This window comes from Pseudomonas sp. 1L-C-7-B-C1, from assembly GCF_057291635.1.
This window is the reverse complement of sequence record NZ_JBXAWH010000010.1, coordinates 72,165-90,674: the sequence shown is the minus strand read 5'-3', so window position 1 is coordinate 90,674 and position 18,510 is coordinate 72,165. Positions and strand designations below refer to the sequence as shown.

The following is an 18,510-nucleotide window of genomic DNA, read 5'->3' as shown; positions in this document are numbered from 1 at the left end:
TAGATCGTTTAACTGTGCGGTTTGCAGGTCATGTAGTATAACTACAAGAAAGCTACAGCCCGGCCCATCCTTCACTTGAGTCCTGTCCTTTGAATCTGTTGCAGCACATCGCCCAGTCACGCCATCTCTTGCGCAAATCGGAGCTGAAAGTAGCCGATCACGTGCTGCTCGATCCGGCGGCCGTGATGCACAGCTCCATGGCCGATCTCGCGCATGCGGTCGGTATCAGTGAGCCGACGATCGTGCGTTTCTGCCGCGCCATTGGCTGCACCGGTTTTCAGGACCTGAAACTCAAGCTGGCGCAAAGCCTCGCTGCCGGCGCGAGCTTCGGCCAGTTCGCCATCCACGAAGACGATTCCGTCGCCGATTACAGCCTGAAGATTTTCGACACCACGCTGCACACATTGATAGAAGTGCGCGAAAAGCTAGACCCCCATGCCTTGCAGGCAGCGGTGACGGTCATGGCGGCGGCGCATCGGGTCGAGTTCTACGGTTTCGGCGCATCGGGTGCGGTTGCGGCTGACGCCCAGCATAAGTTCTTTCGTCTGTTGCTGACGGCAGCGTCCTATTCCGATCCGCACATGCAGGCGATGTCGGCTGTGACGCTCAAACCCACTGACGTCGCGGTGTGCATCTCGCAGTCAGGTCGCTCCAAGGACCTGCTGATCACCGCCAATCTGGTGCGCGAAAGCGGCGCCAACCTGATCACTCTGTGCCCGAGTCAGACGCCATTGGCCGAGCTGTCCACGGTCAACCTCGCGATCGACGTGCACGAAGACACCGAAATCTACACGCCATTGACCTCGCGCATTGCGCATCTGGTGGTCATTGATGTCTTGGCGATGGGCGTTGCCATGGCGCGCGGTCCGAGCCTGGTCAATCACTTGAAAAGCGTGAAGCGCAGCTTGCGCAGCCTGCGGTTGTCGCCGAAGTCGATCAAATCGTCCGAGGATTGAGCTGAGCCATGCAGTGCTGAAACCTTCACCAACTTGTAACGCTTCCGACGTCTGATCGTCACCGCATCCCGCCACTCTGTACTCCCGCACACGAATGGGAGACAGGATATGCCTCGGCACTACGATGACTCGCAGCAGCACAGCACCTCCAGCACCAAGACCCGCCGTCAGCAGGAAGACCAGCGCCGCATGGCGTTCCGGCGAGCGATCGAAAGCCACTCCGAAGAACGCCGCCTTAACCAGGAGCTCTCCAGCTATCTGGATAGCGCCACTGCCCACTTCTGGCAAAGCGCTAGCGCTTCGGAAGGTGGCCATCAAAGCGCGCGACCAGCTCGCTGATCTGCGTACGCTCTGTCCGAATGAATGACAGGAACGCGTGAGCCACCGGCGACAGACGTTTGTCCCGCGCCTGTACGACGCACCAGCTTCGGTACAGCGGTAACTCGGCCACTGGCAGCTCGATCAGCGTGCCGGTGGCGAGTTCCAGGCTCAGCGCATGGCGCGTCAGCAGTGCGACGCCGAGCCCCGCCACCACGCATTCACGCTGTGCCTCGGCCGAGGACACCTCCAGCGTGTGCTCGAAATGAATGCGCTTCTCCTTGAAATACTCCTCGCACGCCTTGCGCGTCCCCGAACCCTGTTCGCGGACCACCAACGTCGCTGCCTCCAGATCCTTGAGCGTCGGATTGGGCAATAGCGTCAACGGATGATCCGGCTGCGCCACGGCAACGATCGGGTTATTCAGGAAGGGCAAGAACTCCAGGCCCATGTCCTGGGGGACCATCGACATGACGACCAGATCATCACGGTTATCCGACAGCCGCCGAATCACCTGCGCCCGATTGACGACCGTGAGGTTGAGCATGACTTCCGGGTATTTACGCTTGAAGGCCGCGAACAGGTGAGGAACGAAATACTTGGCGCTGGATTCGATCGCCAGTTTGAGCTGGCCCTGCAGCGAGCCCTGCATGTCGGAGAGCTGCATGTCGAGGTTCTCCAGTCGACCGAAAATGTCGCGACTGGCGAGCTGCAACGCCTCGGCTGCTTCCGTGAGATAGAGCTTTTTACCCACGTACTCGAACAGCGGCTGGCCAACCAGCTCTTCCAGCTGACGAATCTGCAGACTCACCGCTGGCTGGGTCAGCGACATTTCCTCAGCTGCCCGGCTGTAAGAGCGCAAATCACAGACCTCGTTAAAGATCCGTAGCTGACGCAATGTCATACGCATCAATGACTTACGCATTGTTTAAGCCCTGGCCGCTTACTTAATACTGGCAACTATAAGGTTTTACTTATGGTTCACCCAATTTTTACTCATTTTTGTTAATTGCTGGTTCGTCATAGGGTGGCCTCACCTGCGAGCAACATGCAGTAACGGAAAGTCGCGCGGCATTGGCCAGCCTTCTGGTCCATCTGCTAATCGGTCGAGGAAATACCCGTGATAAAAAAAATCCTGATCGCTAATCGTGGGGAAATTGCTGTTCGGATCGTGCGCGCATGCGCCGAGATGGGCATCCGCTCGGTGGCGATCTATTCCGAGGCGGACCGTCACGCGCTCCACGTGAAGCGTGCCGACGAAGCCTACGGCATCGGATCGGACCCCCTCGAAGGCTATTTGAACCCGCGCAAGCTGGTGAATCTCGCCGTTGAAACCGGCTGCGACGCGTTGCACCCCGGCTACGGGTTTCTGTCGGAAAACGCGGAGCTGGCGGATATCTGCGCTGAACGGGGTATCAAGTTCATCGGTCCGTCTGCTGAAGTGATCCGCCGCATGGGCGACAAAACCGAAGCTCGGCGCAGCATGATCAAGGCCGGCGTACCGGTGACGCCCGGTACGGAAGGCAACGTGGCCGACATCGCCGAAGCATTGGTGGAAGGCGATCGCATTGGTTACCCCGTTATGCTCAAGGCCACCTCCGGCGGCGGCGGGCGCGGCATTCGTCGCTGCAACAGCCGGGAGGAGCTGGAACAGGCGTTTCCTCGGGTCATCTCCGAGGCCACCAAGGCCTTCGGTAAGGCTGAAGTCTTTCTCGAAAAGTGCATCGTCAACCCCAAGCACATCGAAGCGCAGATCCTCGGCGACAGTTTCGGCAACGTCGTGCACCTGTTCGAGCGCGATTGCTCCATCCAGCGCCGCAACCAGAAACTCATCGAAATCGCCCCAAGCCCTCAACTGACGCCGGAGCAGCGCGCCTACATCGGTGACTTGTCCGTGCGCGCCGCCAAGGCCGTGGGTTACGAGAACGCCGGCACCGTGGAGTTCTTGCTCGCCGAGGGCGAGGTGTACTTCATGGAGATGAACACCCGCGTACAGGTCGAGCACACGATCACCGAGGAAATTACCGGGATCGACATCGTTCGCGAGCAGATCCGCATTGCGTCCGGGCTGCCACTGTCGGTCAAGCAGGAAGACATCATCCATCGCGGTTTCGCGTTGCAGTTCCGCATCAACGCGGAAGACCCGAAAAACAACTTCCTGCCGAGCTTCGGAAAGATCACCCGTTATTACGCACCCGGCGGTCCCGGCGTGCGCACTGACACGGCGATTTACACTGGTTACACCATTCCGCCGTATTACGACTCCATGTGCCTGAAGCTGATCGTCTGGGCGCTGACTTGGGAAGAGGCCATGGATCGCGGCTTGCGTGCGCTGGATGACATGCGTCTCCAAGGGGTGAAAACCACGGCCGCGTATTACCAGGAAATCCTGCGCAACCCGGAATTCCGCAGCGGCCAGTTCAATACCAGCTTCGTTGAGAGCCATCCCGAGCTCACCCATTACTCGATCAAGCGCAAACCCGAAGAGCTGGCCCTGGCCATCGCCGCCGCTATCGCTGCCCATGCGGGCTTATAAAAAAGCCAGCTGCAAGCGCTAAGCCGCAAGCTGCAAGTTGAAGCCGATCCGCTGTGACTTGCCGCTTGTAGCTTGCCGCTTGAAGCTAAAAGGAGATCCGAACATGTCCAAGAAAATCTTCGTCACCGACACTATTCTGCGCGACGCCCATCAGTCTCTTCTGGCGACCCGCATGCGCACCGAGGACATGCTGCCGATCTGCGACAAGCTCGATAAGGTCGGCTACTGGTCGCTGGAAGTGTGGGGCGGTGCGACCTTTGACGCCTGCGTGCGATTCCTGAAGGAAGATCCGTGGGAGCGCCTGCGCCAATTGCGCGCGGCGCTCCCCAACACACGTCTGCAAATGCTGCTTCGCGGCCAGAACCTGCTGGGGTATCGCCACTACAGCGATGACGTGGTCAGGGCATTCGTCGCCAAGGCGGCAGACAACGGTATCGACGTGTTCCGCATCTTCGATGCCATGAACGACGTGCGCAACCTGCGGGTGGCGGTTGAAGCCGTGAAAGCTTCCGGGAAGCATGCCCAAGGCACGATCGCGTACACCACCAGCCCGGTGCACACCATCGACGCGTTTGTGGCGCAGGCTAAAGAGATGGAAGCGATGGGCTGTGATTCTGTCGCGATCAAAGACATGGCCGGTCTGCTGACCCCTTATGCCACGGGCGAGTTGGTCAAGGCGCTGAAGGCCGAGCAATCGCTGCCGGTGTTCATCCACTCCCACGACACGGCGGGTCTGGCCGCGATGTGCCAGCTCAAGGCCATCGAAAACGGTGCCGACCATATCGACACCGCGATCTCGAGCTTCGCTTGGGGCACCAGTCACCCCGGCACCGAATCGATGGTCGCGGCCCTGAAAGGCAGCGAATTCGACACCGGTCTGGACTTAGAGCTGCTGCAGGAAATCGGCCTGTATTTTTATGCCGTGCGTAAGAAGTATCACCAGTTCGAAAGCGAATTCACGGCGGTCGATACCCGCGTGCAGGTTAACCAAGTGCCGGGCGGCATGATCTCCAACCTCGCCAACCAGCTCAAAGAGCAGGGTGCGTTGAACCGCATGGGCGAAGTGCTGGCCGAGATTCCGCGGGTGCGCAAAGACTTGGGCTATCCGCCGTTGGTGACCCCGACTTCCCAGATCGTCGGCACCCAGGCGTTTTTCAACGTGCTGGCCGGCGAGCGGTACAAAACCATCACCAATGAAGTGAAGCTTTACCTGACGGGCGGCTACGGCAAGGCACCGGGGCAGGTGGACGAGACGCTGCGCCGTCAGGCCATCGGCAGTGAAGAGCTGATCGATGTGCGTCCGGCCGACCTGCTGAAGCCGGAAATGACCAAGCTGCGCGGCGAAATCGGCGCGTTGGCCACCACCGAAGAGGACGTGCTCACGTACGCGATGTTCCCGGACATCGGCCGCAAGTTTCTCGAAGAGCGTGCGGCGGGCACTCTGGCGCCAGAGCCTCTGCTGCCGATTCCAGAGCCGGGTGCAGTGGCGAAAGCAGGCGGCGAAGGCGTCCCGACCGAATTCGTGATCGATGTTCACGGTGAAAGCTACCGCGTCGATATCACCGGTGTAGGCGTCAAGGCCGAGGGCAAGCGTCACTTCTATCTGTCCATTGATGGCATGCCGGAAGAAGTGGTGTTTGAGCCGCTTAACGAGTTCGTCGGCAACGGCATCGGCAAGCGTGCACAGGCCAGCAAACCGGGCCACGTCAGCACTTCGATGCCGGGAAACATCGTCGACGTGCTGGTGAAAGAGGGCGATACCGTCCGCGCCGGTCAGGCGGTGCTGATCACCGAAGCAATGAAGATGGAGACCGAAGTTCAGGCGGCAGTCGCTGGCAAGATCGTGGCCATTCACGTTGCGAAGGGCGATCGCGTAAACCCGGGCGAGATTTTGATTGAAATCGAGGGCTGAAAGAGCCGCTGCACAGTTGGAAGCCTGCCGCGCACAGAGGCGGCAGGCTAATGGTTACCTCTGGGGGAGCTCTCGTGGCTCCTCTTTTTTTTGCCTGAAGCTGGGTGCCTCCGGGTGTTCGTTTCAACGCGCTCAGTTGCCGCGCAGTTGCTCCAGCGTTCTGATTTGCTGACCGTCCTTGAAGTTATCCACAGCCAGCCATGCTTCAAACGCTTGCTGTGCAGCCGGCCATTCGCTGTCGATCATCGAATACCAGGCGGTGTCGCGATTCTGCCCCTTGAACACCGAATGCTGGCGGAACGTGCCTTCGAAGCTGAACCCGAAGCGCTCGGCCGCGCGCTTGGAGCGGGCGTTGTTGGCGTTGCATTTCCATTCCAGGCGGCGATTGCCCAGCGAAAAAGATTCCTTCGCCAGGAGATAAACCGCCTCTGTGGCTTTTGGCGTGCGTTGCATCGAGGCGCCAAAGGTCACATGGCCAATTTCGATGCGCCCTGCGTTCGGGACGATGGACATCAAGCTCAGAAAGCCGTCGATGGCCCCGGTCTGTTGGTCGATGACCGTGTAAAACCACGGATCGGTCGAGTCTTCCAGGCCTGCGAGATAGTCATTGAATGCGCCGCGCTCTGGAAACGGGCCCACGAACAGGTAATCCCATAATTTGCGGTCTGCGGCCGGGCCTTCCAGTGCATCCCACAGCCCATCGCCATGGCGGGCGGCGTTCAATTTTTCCAGACGAATAAAGCGTCCTTGCAGTGTGCGGGTATCCGGCAGCTTGGCCGGTTGCCAGTTTTCAAGATTCGACATATCGAGAGTCCCTGTCTTACAACGGTTTGCGAAATTGAATATAGCCCGGGCGCTCAGCGATGCGCTCGTAGAGCTGAATGGCGGTTGCGTTGGTCTCGTGGGTGAGCCAGTGGACTTTGTCGGCGCCGTCCCGTTTGGCGGTCGCGTAGACGTATTCGATCAGTCGGCGGCCAACGCCCGTCCCGCGCTGTTCAGGCACCACCAACAAGTCCTGCAAATAGCAGGCATTGCTGATGCTCCAGTTGGAGCGGTGATAAATGAAATGCACCATGCCCACCGCCTTGCCGTCCTGCCAGGCGAGGGCTGCATTGGTGGGCTCGCTGCTGTCCAGAAACCGCTGCCAGGTGCTCTGTGAAACCGCATCGGCCAGCGTGGTTTTGTAGAAGGTCAGATAGGCGTGCCACAACGGCAACCAAGCGTCGTGATCTTCGGCGGTGACGGGGCGGATGTGGAGGTCAGACACGCGGTGCTCCCTGGCTAATCAACTGAGCGATTTTCTGATCGGATGGATCCTGGCTGAGTGCCAGGCCTTGGCTGACGCCGGCAATGTCTTCGGCGCTGCGGTTCTGGTTGAGCTTGCGTTTGCCTTCCAGCCGCTCGATGGGAATCGCGAAGCCGACGATGCCGTTGAGCATTTTTTCGATGTAATCGGCGGGTGCGTCGCTGACAGCCCAGGGCTCGGCGCGGCTGGCCTCGTGCTTGTCGGTCAGGCCGGTGACGATCCGCAACAGTCGCTCTGGATCAGTGAACACATCGGCACGGCCGTAGGCATGCACCGCCAGGTAATTCCACGTAGGCACCACTTTGCCGTGTTCGGCTTTGGCGGCGTAAAAAGAGGGGCTGATGTAGGCGTCCGCACCCTGGAAAATCAGCAGCGCTTGAGCGCCTGTCTCAAGGGCTTTCCACTGCGGATTGGCCTTGGCCAGATGCCCGTACAGCGTGCCTTGCGGACCCTGCGCCGGTTCGAGCAACAAGGGGATATGGCTCGCCTGCAAGCCGGTCTCGTCAAACGTAACCAGTGTCGCCAGGCGCGTGAATTCGATCTGCCGGTGCAGGCTGACGAGGTCTTCATCTCTGAAATAGCTGGGTGTGTACATGAGGTTTTCCTTGGCGGCTGAGCCAATCCTAGGCAGCCTATTGGTTCGTTGTAAGAGCCATTAATGGTTAATCTCATAGGGCCAATCCCATGCACGCACCCACACCAGCGTGGACTTTCGATTTCGCCGGCATCGAGTTGAACCGCCGCCATGGTCTTAGCCGCCAGCTCTATCAGATTTTGCGCGAACGCATCCTCGACGGTCGGTTGTCCGGTGGCACGCGCTTGCCGGCAAGCCGGGATCTGGCGCTGTCCCTCACCATCTCCCGCAACAGCGTGATGCGTGCGTATGACCAACTCTACGCCGAAGGCTTTACCGAGAGCCGCGTGGGAGATGGTACTTACGTGGCACTGTTGAGAGAGAAACCAGTACCCGTGAGAAAACTATCCACACACCTGTCCACAGGGTTATCACCAAGCTTATCAACAGGTTTATCCACAAAGCCCACTCTTTTGAATGCCGGGCTGTCCAACAATCTTATCCACAGCACAGCGATGCGTACGCTGGACCAGCATCATTTGCGGCCTCCGAAAAGCGGCCTGCCGAAGGCGTTTCGAACAGGGGTTCCGGCATTCGATTTGTTCCCTTTCGACACGTGGGGCAAGCTGCACGCGGCTTTCTGGCGTAAGCCGGGCCTGCAACATCTGGGTTATGGCGACCCGGCTGGCGAATGGCGGCTGCGGGAGCTCATCGCTGCTTATTTGAGGACGTCTCGCGACCTGCGCTGCGCGCCTGAGCAAATTGTGATCACCAATGGCGCGCAGCAGGCGATTACCCTTTGTGCACAGCTGCTGCTGGAGCAGGGCGACCTGGTGGCGATCGAAAATCCGGGCTACCGCGCGGCCGGTCATGCCTTCGGGGTGGCGGGGGCCAGGTTGCAGGGCATGGCGGTTGACGCCGAAGGCATGCGCAGCCCGGCTCTCGATGACTCAGGTTGCAAGCTGGCGTACGTGACGCCGTCTCATCAATACCCGCTGGGCGTGACGATGAGTCTGGCGCGGCGGCTGGAACTGCTCGCGTGGGCCGAGCGCAATCAGGGCTGGATCGTCGAAGACGACTATGACGGCGAGTATCGCTACAGCGGCGCACCGCTGGCTCCGCTGGCGGCGCTGGATCGTAGCGGTCGCGTGCTGTACGTCGGGACATTCGGCAAGGTCGCGTTTCCAGCGCTGCGTCTGGGTTATCTGGTGTTGCCGCGCAACCTGGTTGAGCCGTTCAGTCGACGCCGGGCCGTGGACATGCGTCATTCCGAGGTCGGCACGCAAATGGTCATGGCCGAGTTCATCGCGGCGGGCCACTTTCAGCGGCACATCCGTCGCATGCGCCGGGCGGCGTTGAGTCGACGCGACGCATTACTGGCCGGCTGGCCCCAGGCCGCCCTTGCGGGTTGCAGCCCGATGATCAAGCCCGTTGCAGGGCTCCATGTGACCGTTGCAGTGGACACGTTAGAGCGTGAAACGGAACTGGTCGCCAAGGCGGAAAGTGTCGGCGTCGAGATAGCGCCGTTGAGTGAGTACTGGCTGCCGGAGTCCGAGACGCCGGTGGATGATCGGGCAGGGCTGGTGCTGGGGTTTGCAGCGGTGCCTGAAACAGATATCGCCTCGGCGCTGGCGCGGTTACGGAGCGCCTGGCAGGTTTGAGGGTGCTGAAGCCGGTTGTGGTGTCGGCGCGTCATCCAGCGGGCGTCGGCGTATACTCGTGGCCATCGCAATCCATCTCCGAGATACGCCCATGAGTATTCCCCTCTCTGCGGCGCCGCAGCGCAAGCTCGGCGCGCCGCTGATCGCCTTCCTTTTGTTGGTGGTCGGCGCTCTGTTTCTGCAATCCGCCGTTGGCGGCAGGCAAGTGCTGTTGCTGATCGTTGGCGCCGCGCTGGGCCTAACGCTGTATCACGCCGCATTTGGCTTCACCTCGGCCTGGCGGGTATTCATCAACGAGCGACGCGGTGCCGGTTTGCGCGCGCAAATGGTGATGCTTGCCGTGGCGGTGGTCCTGTTCTTCCCCGCGCTGGGTGCCGGTACGCTGTTTGGCACGCCGGTCACCGGCCTCGTGGCCCCGGCAGGTGTGTCCGTCGTGTTCGGCGCCTTCATCTTCGGCATTGGCATGCAAATGGGCGGCGGCTGTGCGTCCGGCACGCTGTTCACCGTTGGCGGCGGCAACGCGCGGATGCTCGTCACTTTGCTGTTCTTCATCATTGGCTCGCTGATCGCCACCCATCACGTCGATTGGTGGTTCTCGCTGCCGTCCTTCCCAGCGACCTCGATTGTCAAAAGCTTTGGTGTGATTCCGGCGCTGCTGATGAGCCTGGCCCTGTTCGCAGTCATTGCCCTCGTCACCGTGAAGCTGGAAAAGCGCCGACACGGGGATCTGGAAGCGGCCGTCACCAGCGAACACGTTGGCCTGCGCCGTTTCCTCCGCGGCCCCTGGCCTTTGGTGTGGGGTGCGGTAGGCCTGGCGCTGCTCAACTACGCCACGCTGGCATTGGCCGGTCGCCCTTGGGGAATCACCTCGGCCTTCGCGCTGTGGGGCGCGAAAGTCGCCGGTGGTCTGGGTGTGGACGTGGGCAGCTGGCCGTTCTGGCAAATGCCAGCGAACGCCAAGGCGCTGGCCGCGCCAGTGTGGGAGGACATCACCACCGTCATGGACATCGGCATCATGTTGGGTGCGGCCGTGGCGGCGGGCCTTGCAGGGCGATTCGCCCCGAGCCTGAAAATCCCGACACGCTCGTTGATTGCCGCAGTGATTGGCGGGCTGTTGCTGGGTTACGGTTCGCGCCTGGCGTACGGCTGCAACATCGGCGCTTATTTCAGCGGCATCGCCTCAGGCAGCCTGCACGGCTGGCTCTGGCTGGTCGCTGCCTTTGCGGGCAACGCAGTGGGCGTGCGGATTCGGCCGTTCTTCTTTGAGGGTGAGCGTCGGCCCGCTGTATTGACCGGATGCTGAACGGGTGATCTGAAGGAAGGAGGGCGCTTGCCCGCAAGTTGCGGGCAAGCGCTCTTACACAGGATTAACCAGCGATTTGTTCCTTCGCCAGTTTGGCGATGTTTTCCGCCGTGAATCCGTATTTGGCCTGCAGTTTGTCAATGGGAGCCGATGCACCGAAGGTGTTCATCACGATCTTTGCGCCGGTCTGCCCGACATACCGATCCCAACCCACAGGCCCTGCCTGCTCCACCACCACCCGGGCTTTAACGTCCGGCGGCAGCACGCCGTCGCGATAGGCCTTGTCCTGATCCTCGAACAATTCCCAGCTCGGCATCGACACCACTCTCGCCGCAACCCCTTCGGCTTTGAGCTTCTCGAACGCTTCGACGGTCATGCCGACCTCGCTGCCAGTGGCGATCAAGATCACGTCCACTTTGCCTTCTACCGCATCGGCCAGCACGTACGCGCCTTTAGTCAGGCCCTCGGCGGCGGCGTATTTCGAGCGATCGAGGGTTGGCAACGGCTGGCGGGACAGCACCAGGCAGGACGGTCTGCTGGTTTGCGCCAGCGCTATTTTCCAGGCTTCGGCCGTTTCGTTGGCATCGCCCGGACGAATCGTCAGCACACCGGGTGTTGCCCGCAGCTGAGTCAGTTGCTCGATGGGCTGGTGGGTCGGGCCGTCCTCGCCGACGCCGATGGAGTCATGGGTAAAGACGAAGATAACCGGCAATTCCATGATCGACGCCAGACGAATCGGCGGCTTCATGTAATCGCTGAACACGAGGAAGGTCGAGGTGTACGGACGGATGTAGGACAGGGCCAAGCCATTCGCGATGGAACCCATGGCATGTTCACGGATACCAAAGTGCAGGTTTCGACCGCCGTAATTGCCTGCTTCGAAGCTGCCCGCCCCATCAAACGTCAGGTTGGTTTTGGTCGACGGCGAAAGGTCTGCCGAGCCGCCGATGAGCCACGGGATCTGCTCGGCAAACGCATTCAGCACCTTGCCACCGGAAGCGCGCGAGGCAATGCCTTTGGCGTCCGCTTCAAAATTCATCTGCTTGTCTTGCCAGCCTTCAGGCATCTCACCGGCACGCATGCGCTTGAGCTGATCGGCGAGCTCGGGCTGGTCCTTTTCGAACTGCTTAAGGGTCTCGAGCCAGGCGTCGTAATCGCTGCCGCTACGTTCCAGCAGTGCATCACGCAGGCAGTGACGGGCATCTTCCGGCACCAGGAAGGAACTGTTTTCATCCCAGCCGTAGGCCTTTTTCGTCAGCTTGATTTCGTCATCGCCCAGCGGTTCGCCGTGGGCGGCAGACGTATTGTGTTTGTTGGGCGAACCGAAGCCGATGACGCTGTCGACCACGATCAGGGTCGGCGCATCGCTGGTTTGCTGAAAGGTCTGCAGCGCCTTGGCCAGCGCACTGGCGTCGTTGGCGTCTTTGACGTGCAGGGTTTTCCAGCCGTAGCCTTCGAAACGCTTCTGCACATCATCGCTGTAAGCCAGTTCGGTGTGGCCCTCGATGCTGATGGTGTTGTTGTCGTAGATCCAGCACAGGTTCGACAGCTTGAGGTGCCCGGCGATTGAAGCCGCTTCGGCGGTCACGCCCTCCATCATGTCGCCGTCGCCGCACAGCACGTACACGTTGTAATCGAACAGCGTCGCGCCCGGCTTGTTGAAGTGCTCACCCAGCCAGCGCTCACCCATCGCCATGCCGACGCTATTGGCGCAACCCTGACCCAGCGGACCGGTAGTGGTCTCCACGCCGGTGGTCATGCGGTACTCAGGGTGGCCCGGGGTTTTGGAGTCCATCTGGCGAAACTGCTTGATGTCCTCGAGGCTCACCGCGGGTTTGCCCGATGGCTTGCCGTGCTCATCGATCTCGATCACACCGGCCAGGTGCAGCAGCGAATACAGCAGCATCGAAGCATGGCCGACCGATAGCACGAAACGGTCGCGGTTAGGCCAGTCAGGGTGTTCCGGGTGATAGCGCAGGAAATCTTTCCACAGCGTGTAGCCGACAGGTGCCAGCGCCATCGGCGTACCGGGGTGCCCGGAATTGGCTTTCTGCACGGCATCCATGGCCAGGGTGCGAATGGTATTGATGGTCAGTTGGTCGCGGTCAGTGTGCGGCGTAAACGGGCGCACTGCGCCTGATCGTTCGGTGGAGTGAGAGTTGGCAGACGAGCTCATTAACGTTCTCCTCGTGACGGGTAGCGGAAGCATCCAGATAGGTGTTGAGCGCGACGAGGGCGTTATCGTTCCATGAACAATCTGTCAGCCAGTCTTTTGGAGAAGCGATTCAGCTTCCATTGAGTATTTGGTTACATATAGCCTGTGAGCGTAACGAACGAAGTTGCCCAGACGTATTCGAAGCCTTGGGTCGAGCCCTTGCCGACTGATTCAACGTATTGCGCCGGAGGTGGCCTTTGCAGGAAATGATCGTCAAGAAGTACCGCGCCATGATCAGGACATTTACCTACATCGGCTGGTCCTTATTCTGGCTGCTGATATGGGACGTCGTCGTTACCGTCGACTTCATGCTGTTTCTGGATCGCAAGATCACCCTGCCATCGATGCCCCTGACCCTGTTGGGTTCTGCGCTGGTCGTGCTGACCAGCTTCCGCAACACCAGCGCGTATAACCGCTGGTGGGAGGCGCGCACGCTGTGGGGTGCGCTGGTCAATAACTCCCGCAGCTTTGCCCGGCAGGTGCTGACGTTCATTGATGACGAGGACGGGCTGAACCCGGTCAAGGCCACGCTGTTGCGCCGTCATGTGGCCTACGTTGAATGCCTGTCTGCCCATTTGAAGGGCAGCGATTGCGGCGAGCAGGTAACGGCGATGATTTCCCGGGAAGAATTCGAGCGCCGCACGCGCACCAACAACTTCCCCAACGCGATCCTCAATGAGTCCGCCGCGATCATCGCTCAGGAATACAAAGCCGGTCGGCTGGACAGCATTCGTCTTGAGCGGCTTGAAGCGACGCTGGTGGAAATCTCCAATAACCAGGGCGGCATGGAACGCATCGCCAATACCCCATTGCCTTACCCGTACGTGACGTTCCCGCGCCTGTTCATCACGCTGTTCTGCATCATCGTGCCGATCGGTCTGGTCGAAACACTGGGCTGGTTCACGCCACTGGCGTCGACTGTCGTGGGCTTCATGCTGCTGGCAATCGAGAAAATCGGCACCGACCTGCAAAGCCCGTTCAAGGCCTCCGAGCACGAGATTCAGATGAAAGCGCTGTGCGAAAACATCTCCGGCAATCTGAACTCGATGCTGCAGGACGCGATGGACAAGCGGCCGGTTGAGGTTGCTTATTCGTGATGAGGTCATGCCCTTGCTTGATGAGGGCATGATTGACGCCAGACGCATCCGGACGAAGAGGACGGTCCATCCGCGAGATATCCGTCGATGAAGAGGCCGCTTTCGCGAGCAAGCTTGCTCTCATCAAACACGAAACCACGCCGCCGATACACCAATTGTGGGAGCGAGCTTGCTCGCGAAGGGGTAGGACGTGCGCTGAATCTTCAGCGGCTGAAATGCCGTCTTCGTGAGCAAGCTCACTCCCACAGGGTTGTGTTTGCTGCGCGAGTATAGCGTCTGGACACCGGGCAATTTGCGGCCTGTTGTGGGTTATCGACCTTGCGAAATGTCTGGGCTCCTCGCCGGTAAACGCGTGCAGACAACTATCTAAGCGACGCTACTCGCTCAGCGCAACTCGCCACACACATCGAGCTCGACCAATCGCCGCACCTCATTGCCATCCAGTCCGGCCCCCAGCAGCGCATGCAGCTTGCCGAACGCCGCTTCGCGGGTCATGCCGCCGCCTGACAGCACGCCGACGCCTCGCAGACGACTGCCAGCCTCGTACACATCCAGCTCGACGCCGCCTTCGTGGCATTGGGTAATCGCCACCACAACCACGCCTTGCTGGTGAGCACGCTGCAGGCTGCCGAGGAAGTCGGCGTTATCGCTGGGCCCTGTGCCGCTGCCGAAGCATTCCAGCACAAGACCTTGAATACCGCTGTCGATCAAACCGTCGAGCTGGGCCGCGCCAATGCCGGGAAACAGGGGCAGTATCGCCACGTTCGCCAGTTGCTTGAACTGGCGATAATCCAGCGCCGCAGGCAACGTCGAGGCGGCTTCGCCGCCCTGGGCACGATTGAGCGCAGCGAACGGGTTGCGGCCAAAGCTGCGAATCTTTGCGCAACGCGTCGGTTGGAGAAGCTCGCCGTGGAAGTACAGATGCACTCCTGCGGCAAGCCCTTGACCCAATGCCTGCAAGGCGCCGTTGACGTTTTCCCAGGCATCGCTGTCGGGAACGCCCGCTGGCAACATCGAGCCGGTGAACACCACAGGGGTGTTCAGCCCCAACAGTTGAAAGCTCATGGCCGCTGCGCTGTAGGCCAGGGTGTCGGTGCCATGCAGGATCAGCACGGCATCGCAATGCTGAACCTCAATCGCGTCCACCACCCTCTCACGCAGGCGTTGCCAGTAGGCAGGCGTCATGTTGGCGCTGTCGATCAGGGGAGACATTTCGCGGAACGACCACTGCGGCACGACCATTTCAGGCAGCGCAGCCAGTTGCTCAGCCATGCGCGCTTCAAAGCCGGAAGCAGGTGCAAGCCCGTTTTCGCTGGCCTGCATGCCGATGGTTCCACCGGTATACAGCACCATCACCTGGCGGGCGGGTGCGTGGTTTTTGCGACTCATGCCTGTCTCCCTGGATTGAGGTTCAAATGATCAACGCGCGTCCGCGACCGGTTTGCCGCTGACCGCTGCCGTGTGCGCCGCAGGCTGAGCGGCATCAGGCTTTGGCCAGGCTTTCAAGTCCAGGTCCAGATCGGGGAACTGGCTGGAGTCGAAGACTGGCGTCTTGATCCCGGCTTTACGCTGGGCATCGTAGTCTTTCAGCACCCGCAGCGCGATTTTGAACAGCATCGCCAGCGCGATCAGGTTGACGAAAGCCAGCATCGTCATAGTGATGTCGGCGAAGGCGAACACCGTGCCCAGATCCTCGACCGCGCCCCACAGAATCAACGCGAGGACCAACACGCGGTAGCCGAAGATCGCCTTGCGGTTCTCACCCAGCAGGAAGCGCAGGCTGTTTTCGCCCAAGTAGTAGTTGTAGAGAATCGAAGTGAACACGAACAGCGCCAGCGCCACACTGATGAACAGCTTGCCCCAGTCACCGACGACGGCGGCGAGGGAGTTCTGCGTCAGGGCAATGCCATCGCCTTCGAAGCCCGGGGTGTAGAAACCGGACAGCAGGATCAGCAACGCGGTGCAGGTGCAGATGACGAACGTATCAAGGAACACGCTGAACGCCTGAACCACACCTTGTGCAACCGGGTGCTCGACCTGAGCCACCGCCGCTACGTTCGGCGCGCTGCCCAGGCCGGCTTCGTTGGCGAAGACGCCACGTTTGACGCCCATGACAATGGCGCTGCCGATCAGGCCACCAAACACTTCATCCATGCCGAACGCGCTTTTGACGATGGTCATCAGCATGTGCGGAACGTGTTCGAACTGCACGCCGATGACATACAGCGTGACGGCGATGTAGACCAGTGTCTTGATCGGCACCAGCAGGTCGGCGACCTTGGCGATGCGCTTGATCCCGCCGACGAACACCAGACCCAGCAGTATCGCCAGACCGACGCCGGCGTAGCTTGGCGAGATCTTGAACGCGTCGTTGAGCGAGTGGGTCACGGCGTGGGATTGCAGGCCATTGAAGGCAAAGCCGAAGGTCACCAGCAGCAACACCGCCATGATCATGCCCAGCCAGCGTTTGCCCAGGCCGTGCTGGATGTAATACGACGGACCGCCGCGGTATTGACCTTCGGCGTCGCAGCGTTTGTACAGCTGACCAAGGGAGCATTCGAAAAAGCTGCTCGCCATGCCGACCAGCGCAGTGACCCACATCCAGAACACCGCGCCCGGTCCGCCTAGGGTGACGGCGATGCCGACGCCGGCGATGTTACCGGCGCCGACGCGGCCGGCAAGGCTCAGCATCAGGGCCTGGAATGAACTCAACTGGCCGGCGCTGCTGCGCAAACTGTCGCGAAACACCGCGAACATGTGAAAGAAGTGACGGAACTGAACGAAACGCGAGCGAATCGTGAAATATCCACCGAGCCCAACAATGAGCACGATCAGTACTTTTCCCGAGAGGAAGTCGTTGATGACTTCAAGCATTGGTGTTTCCTCGCTTTCTTAGAGGGTGCGCACTATACCGGTGCGCGTTATTGGAGTCTTTATTCGGTTTGCTGCAAGCCGGCATAAAGCAGGCAAAAAAAAGGGCCTGGAAGCGTGTGCTTCCGGCCCTCAAAAGGGTGAGGGGTGTCTAGACCCTCAGCCTGGTGATCGTGTTGCAAGTGCTGGAGAGCCGGACGATCAAGCCTTCAAAGGCACGAGCCGCGGCGCAATCATGTTCTCTGGGCGCAGGATGTCTGCCAGCATGACGTCATCGAGCAAGCCCTCTTCACGCACCAGCTCCAGCACGCCACGGCCCGTTTCCAGTGCAACGCGGGCAATGCGGGTGGCGTTTTCGTAACCGATGTAAGGGTTCAGCGCAGTGACCAGGCCGATCGAGTGCTCGACCAGCTCACGGCAGCGCACTTCGTTGGCGGTGATGCCGACGATACAGTGCTCGCGCAGCATGTCCATGGCGCGCTGCAGCAGGCGAATCGAGTCGAAGATCTTGTAGGCGATCAACGGCTCCATCACGTTCAGCTGCAATTGACCGCCTTCGGCAGCGATGGTCAGTGCCAGGTCGTTGCCCATGATTTCGAAGGCGCACATGTTCACCGCCTCCGGAATCACCGGGTTGACCTTGCCCGGCATGATCGAGCTGCCTGGCTGACGTGCCGGAAGATTGATTTCGTTGATGCCGGTGCGCGGGCCGCTGGAGAGCAGGCGCAGGTCGTTGCAGATCTTCGACAGCTTGACTGCTGTGCGCTTGAGCATGCCGGAGAACAGGACGAAAGCACCCATGTCGGAGGTCGCTTCAATCAGGTCCGCCGCCGGCACCAGCGGCTGGCCGCTGATGGTCGCCAGACGCTGAACGGCCAGGTGCTGATAACCAGGGTCGGCGTTGATGCCGGTGCCGATGGCGGTGCCGCCGAGATTGACTTCGGTCAGCAGCTCAGGCGCCAGGCTGCGCAGGCGGTTGAGGTCTTCAGTCAAGGTGGTGGCGAAGGCGCGGAATTCCTGACCCAGGGTCATCGGCACCGCGTCTTGCAGTTGGGTACGGCCCATTTTCAACACGTGGTTGAACTCGTGACCTTTGGCCGCGAATGCCTGAATCAGGCTGTCGAGACTGGCGAGCAGCGAGTCGTGGCCCAACAGCAAACCCAGACGTATGGCCGTCGGGTACGCGTCGTTGGTGGACTGCGCCATGTTCACGTCGTTGTTGGGGTGCAGAAACGTGTATTCGCCCTTGGCATGGCCCATCGCTTCAAGCGCGATGTTGGCGATGACTTCGTTGGCGTTCATGTTGGTAGAGGTGCCGGCGCCGCCCTGGATCATGTCGACGACGAACTGATCGTGGAAATCACCGCGGATCAGTCGTGCGCAGGCTTCGCTGATGCCCGCATGCTTATCGGTGCTCAGGTGACCCAGCTGGTGGTTTGCATCCGCTGCAGCTTGTTTGACCATCGCCAGCGCTACAACCAGCTTCGGGTAGTGCGAAAGCGGAACACCCGAGAGGCGGAAGTTGTGCACAGCGCGCAGGGTCTGAATGCCGTAATACGCTTCAGCGGGTACTTCGAGAACGCCAAGCAGGTCTTTTTCGATGCGAAATGATGCAGCGGAGGACATGATAGAGAAAGTCTCAAGATGGGCACGGACTAAGCCGGAACGCCGCCGATACTAGGCTTGCAGGCGATTCTGGACCAATGCTGTAAAACGCTGCCCTATGCACAATCGGCATAATGGCGCTGTGACGCAGGGATT

15 protein-coding genes are annotated in these 18,510 nt (G+C 60.3%); 7 read left to right on the top strand and 8 right to left on the bottom strand.

The window, feature by feature from the left end; translation table 11 throughout:
* Positions 1–89 precede the first annotated feature (89 nt).
* Entirely contained in the window at positions 90–956 is an 867-nt protein-coding gene (hexR, locus tag AC0Z8Z_RS16350) for a transcriptional regulator HexR (RefSeq protein WP_065988147.1), read from the top strand.
* Between the two features lie 108 nt (positions 957–1,064).
* Positions 1,065–1,295 carry a PA3496 family putative envelope integrity protein gene (locus AC0Z8Z_RS16345; RefSeq protein ID WP_172610227.1) on the top strand — a complete coding sequence of 77 codons (231 nt, stop codon included), beginning with the start codon at positions 1,065–1,067 and terminating at the stop codon, positions 1,293–1,295.
* Here AC0Z8Z_RS16345 and AC0Z8Z_RS16340 read toward each other — a convergent pair.
* Positions 1,249–2,199 carry a LysR family transcriptional regulator gene (locus AC0Z8Z_RS16340; RefSeq protein ID WP_122623595.1) on the bottom strand — a complete coding sequence of 317 codons (951 nt, stop codon included), beginning with the start codon at positions 2,197–2,199 and terminating at the stop codon, positions 1,249–1,251. The genes AC0Z8Z_RS16345 and AC0Z8Z_RS16340 overlap by 47 nt on opposite strands.
* 195 nt (positions 2,200–2,394) lie before the next feature.
* On the opposite strand from AC0Z8Z_RS16340, the gene AC0Z8Z_RS16335 reads away from it, so the two are divergent.
* On the top strand, positions 2,395–3,810 hold the full coding sequence (locus AC0Z8Z_RS16335) for an acetyl-CoA carboxylase biotin carboxylase subunit (RefSeq protein WP_122534213.1): 1,416 nt from the start codon (positions 2,395–2,397) through the stop codon (positions 3,808–3,810).
* Positions 3,811–3,913: 103 nt separating this feature from the next.
* Positions 3,914–5,722, top strand: a complete 1,809-nt coding sequence (oadA, locus tag AC0Z8Z_RS16330) for a sodium-extruding oxaloacetate decarboxylase subunit alpha (protein WP_485619782.1) — start codon at positions 3,914–3,916, stop codon at positions 5,720–5,722.
* 132 nt (positions 5,723–5,854) lie between these two features.
* Here the strand turns inward: oadA and AC0Z8Z_RS16325 are convergent, their stop codons facing one another.
* The 3 genes from AC0Z8Z_RS16325 to AC0Z8Z_RS16315 are packed head-to-tail and all read right to left on the bottom strand — an operon-like array spanning position 5,855 to position 7,623.
* Positions 5,855–6,526 (bottom strand): GNAT family N-acetyltransferase, encoded by a 672-nt coding sequence (locus AC0Z8Z_RS16325; protein ID WP_485619781.1) that lies wholly within the window; start codon positions 6,524–6,526, stop codon positions 5,855–5,857.
* Between the two features lie 16 nt (positions 6,527–6,542).
* Positions 6,543–6,989 (bottom strand): GNAT family N-acetyltransferase, encoded by a 447-nt coding sequence (locus tag AC0Z8Z_RS16320; protein WP_485619780.1) that lies wholly within the window; start codon positions 6,987–6,989, stop codon positions 6,543–6,545.
* On the bottom strand, positions 6,982–7,623 hold the full coding sequence (locus tag AC0Z8Z_RS16315) for an FMN-binding negative transcriptional regulator (protein WP_485619779.1): 642 nt from the start codon (positions 7,621–7,623) through the stop codon (positions 6,982–6,984). The genes AC0Z8Z_RS16320 and AC0Z8Z_RS16315 overlap by 8 nt, the downstream gene beginning before the upstream one ends.
* A gap of 89 nt (positions 7,624–7,712) precedes the next feature.
* Between AC0Z8Z_RS16315 and pdxR the strand changes: the two genes are divergently transcribed.
* Together pdxR and AC0Z8Z_RS16305 are read left to right on the top strand one after the other, a co-directional pair.
* Complete coding sequence (gene pdxR, locus AC0Z8Z_RS16310; RefSeq protein WP_485619778.1) at positions 7,713–9,263, top strand: MocR-like pyridoxine biosynthesis transcription factor PdxR; 1,551 nt, start codon at positions 7,713–7,715, stop codon at positions 9,261–9,263.
* Positions 9,264–9,354: 91 nt separating this feature from the next.
* Positions 9,355–10,566: a YeeE/YedE family protein gene (locus AC0Z8Z_RS16305; protein WP_485619777.1), complete on the top strand. Its 1,212-nt coding sequence runs from the start codon at positions 9,355–9,357 to the stop codon at positions 10,564–10,566.
* A 64-nt stretch (positions 10,567–10,630) separates the two neighbouring features.
* On the opposite strand, the gene tkt is transcribed toward AC0Z8Z_RS16305, so the two are convergent.
* The gene (gene tkt / locus AC0Z8Z_RS16300) at positions 10,631–12,742 is read right to left on the bottom strand and encodes a transketolase (RefSeq protein WP_485619776.1); all 2,112 of its coding nucleotides are present in this window, start codon (positions 12,740–12,742) and stop codon (positions 10,631–10,633) included.
* Between the two features lie 245 nt (positions 12,743–12,987).
* On the opposite strand from tkt, the gene AC0Z8Z_RS16295 reads away from it, so the two are divergent.
* Entirely contained in the window at positions 12,988–13,878 is an 891-nt protein-coding gene (locus tag AC0Z8Z_RS16295; protein ID WP_438826317.1) for a bestrophin family protein, read from the top strand.
* 384 nt (positions 13,879–14,262) lie between these two features.
* On the opposite strand, the gene AC0Z8Z_RS16290 is transcribed toward AC0Z8Z_RS16295, so the two are convergent.
* From AC0Z8Z_RS16290 to AC0Z8Z_RS16280, 3 genes are all read right to left on the bottom strand, one after another.
* A complete protein-coding gene (locus tag AC0Z8Z_RS16290) occupies positions 14,263–15,267 on the bottom strand; it encodes an asparaginase (protein ID WP_485619775.1) in 1,005 nt (334 codons plus the stop codon).
* Positions 15,268–15,297: 30 nt separating this feature from the next.
* A complete protein-coding gene (locus tag AC0Z8Z_RS16285; protein WP_172610237.1) occupies positions 15,298–16,752 on the bottom strand; it encodes an alanine/glycine:cation symporter family protein in 1,455 nt (484 codons plus the stop codon).
* A 198-nt stretch (positions 16,753–16,950) separates the two neighbouring features.
* A complete protein-coding gene (locus tag AC0Z8Z_RS16280) occupies positions 16,951–18,375 on the bottom strand; it encodes an aspartate ammonia-lyase (RefSeq protein WP_205485496.1) in 1,425 nt (474 codons plus the stop codon).
* Positions 18,376–18,510 lie beyond the last annotated feature (135 nt).

Excerpts from the sequence above, each read along its gene's own strand:
- AC0Z8Z_RS16345 (WP_172610227.1), top strand. The coding sequence starts at position 1,065 with ATGCCTCGGCACTACGATGACTCGCAGCAGCACAGCACCTCCAGCACC.
- AC0Z8Z_RS16340 (WP_122623595.1), bottom strand. The coding sequence starts at position 2,199 with ATGCGTAAGTCATTGATGCGTATGACATTGCGTCAGCTACGGATCTTT.
- oadA (WP_485619782.1), top strand. The coding sequence starts at position 3,914 with ATGTCCAAGAAAATCTTCGTCACCGACACTATTCTGCGCGACGCCCAT.
- AC0Z8Z_RS16325 (WP_485619781.1), bottom strand. The coding sequence starts at position 6,526 with ATGTCGAATCTTGAAAACTGGCAACCGGCCAAGCTGCCGGATACCCGC.
- AC0Z8Z_RS16315 (WP_485619779.1), bottom strand. The coding sequence starts at position 7,623 with ATGTACACACCCAGCTATTTCAGAGATGAAGACCTCGTCAGCCTGCAC.
- pdxR (WP_485619778.1), top strand. The coding sequence starts at position 7,713 with ATGCACGCACCCACACCAGCGTGGACTTTCGATTTCGCCGGCATCGAG.
- AC0Z8Z_RS16305 (WP_485619777.1), top strand. The coding sequence starts at position 9,355 with ATGAGTATTCCCCTCTCTGCGGCGCCGCAGCGCAAGCTCGGCGCGCCG.
- tkt (WP_485619776.1), bottom strand. The coding sequence starts at position 12,742 with ATGAGCTCGTCTGCCAACTCTCACTCCACCGAACGATCAGGCGCAGTG.
- AC0Z8Z_RS16295 (WP_438826317.1), top strand. The coding sequence starts at position 12,988 with ATGATCGTCAAGAAGTACCGCGCCATGATCAGGACATTTACCTACATC.
- AC0Z8Z_RS16290 (WP_485619775.1), bottom strand. The coding sequence starts at position 15,267 with ATGAGTCGCAAAAACCACGCACCCGCCCGCCAGGTGATGGTGCTGTAT.
- AC0Z8Z_RS16285 (WP_172610237.1), bottom strand. The coding sequence starts at position 16,752 with ATGCTTGAAGTCATCAACGACTTCCTCTCGGGAAAAGTACTGATCGTG.
- AC0Z8Z_RS16280 (WP_205485496.1), bottom strand. The coding sequence starts at position 18,375 with ATGTCCTCCGCTGCATCATTTCGCATCGAAAAAGACCTGCTTGGCGTT.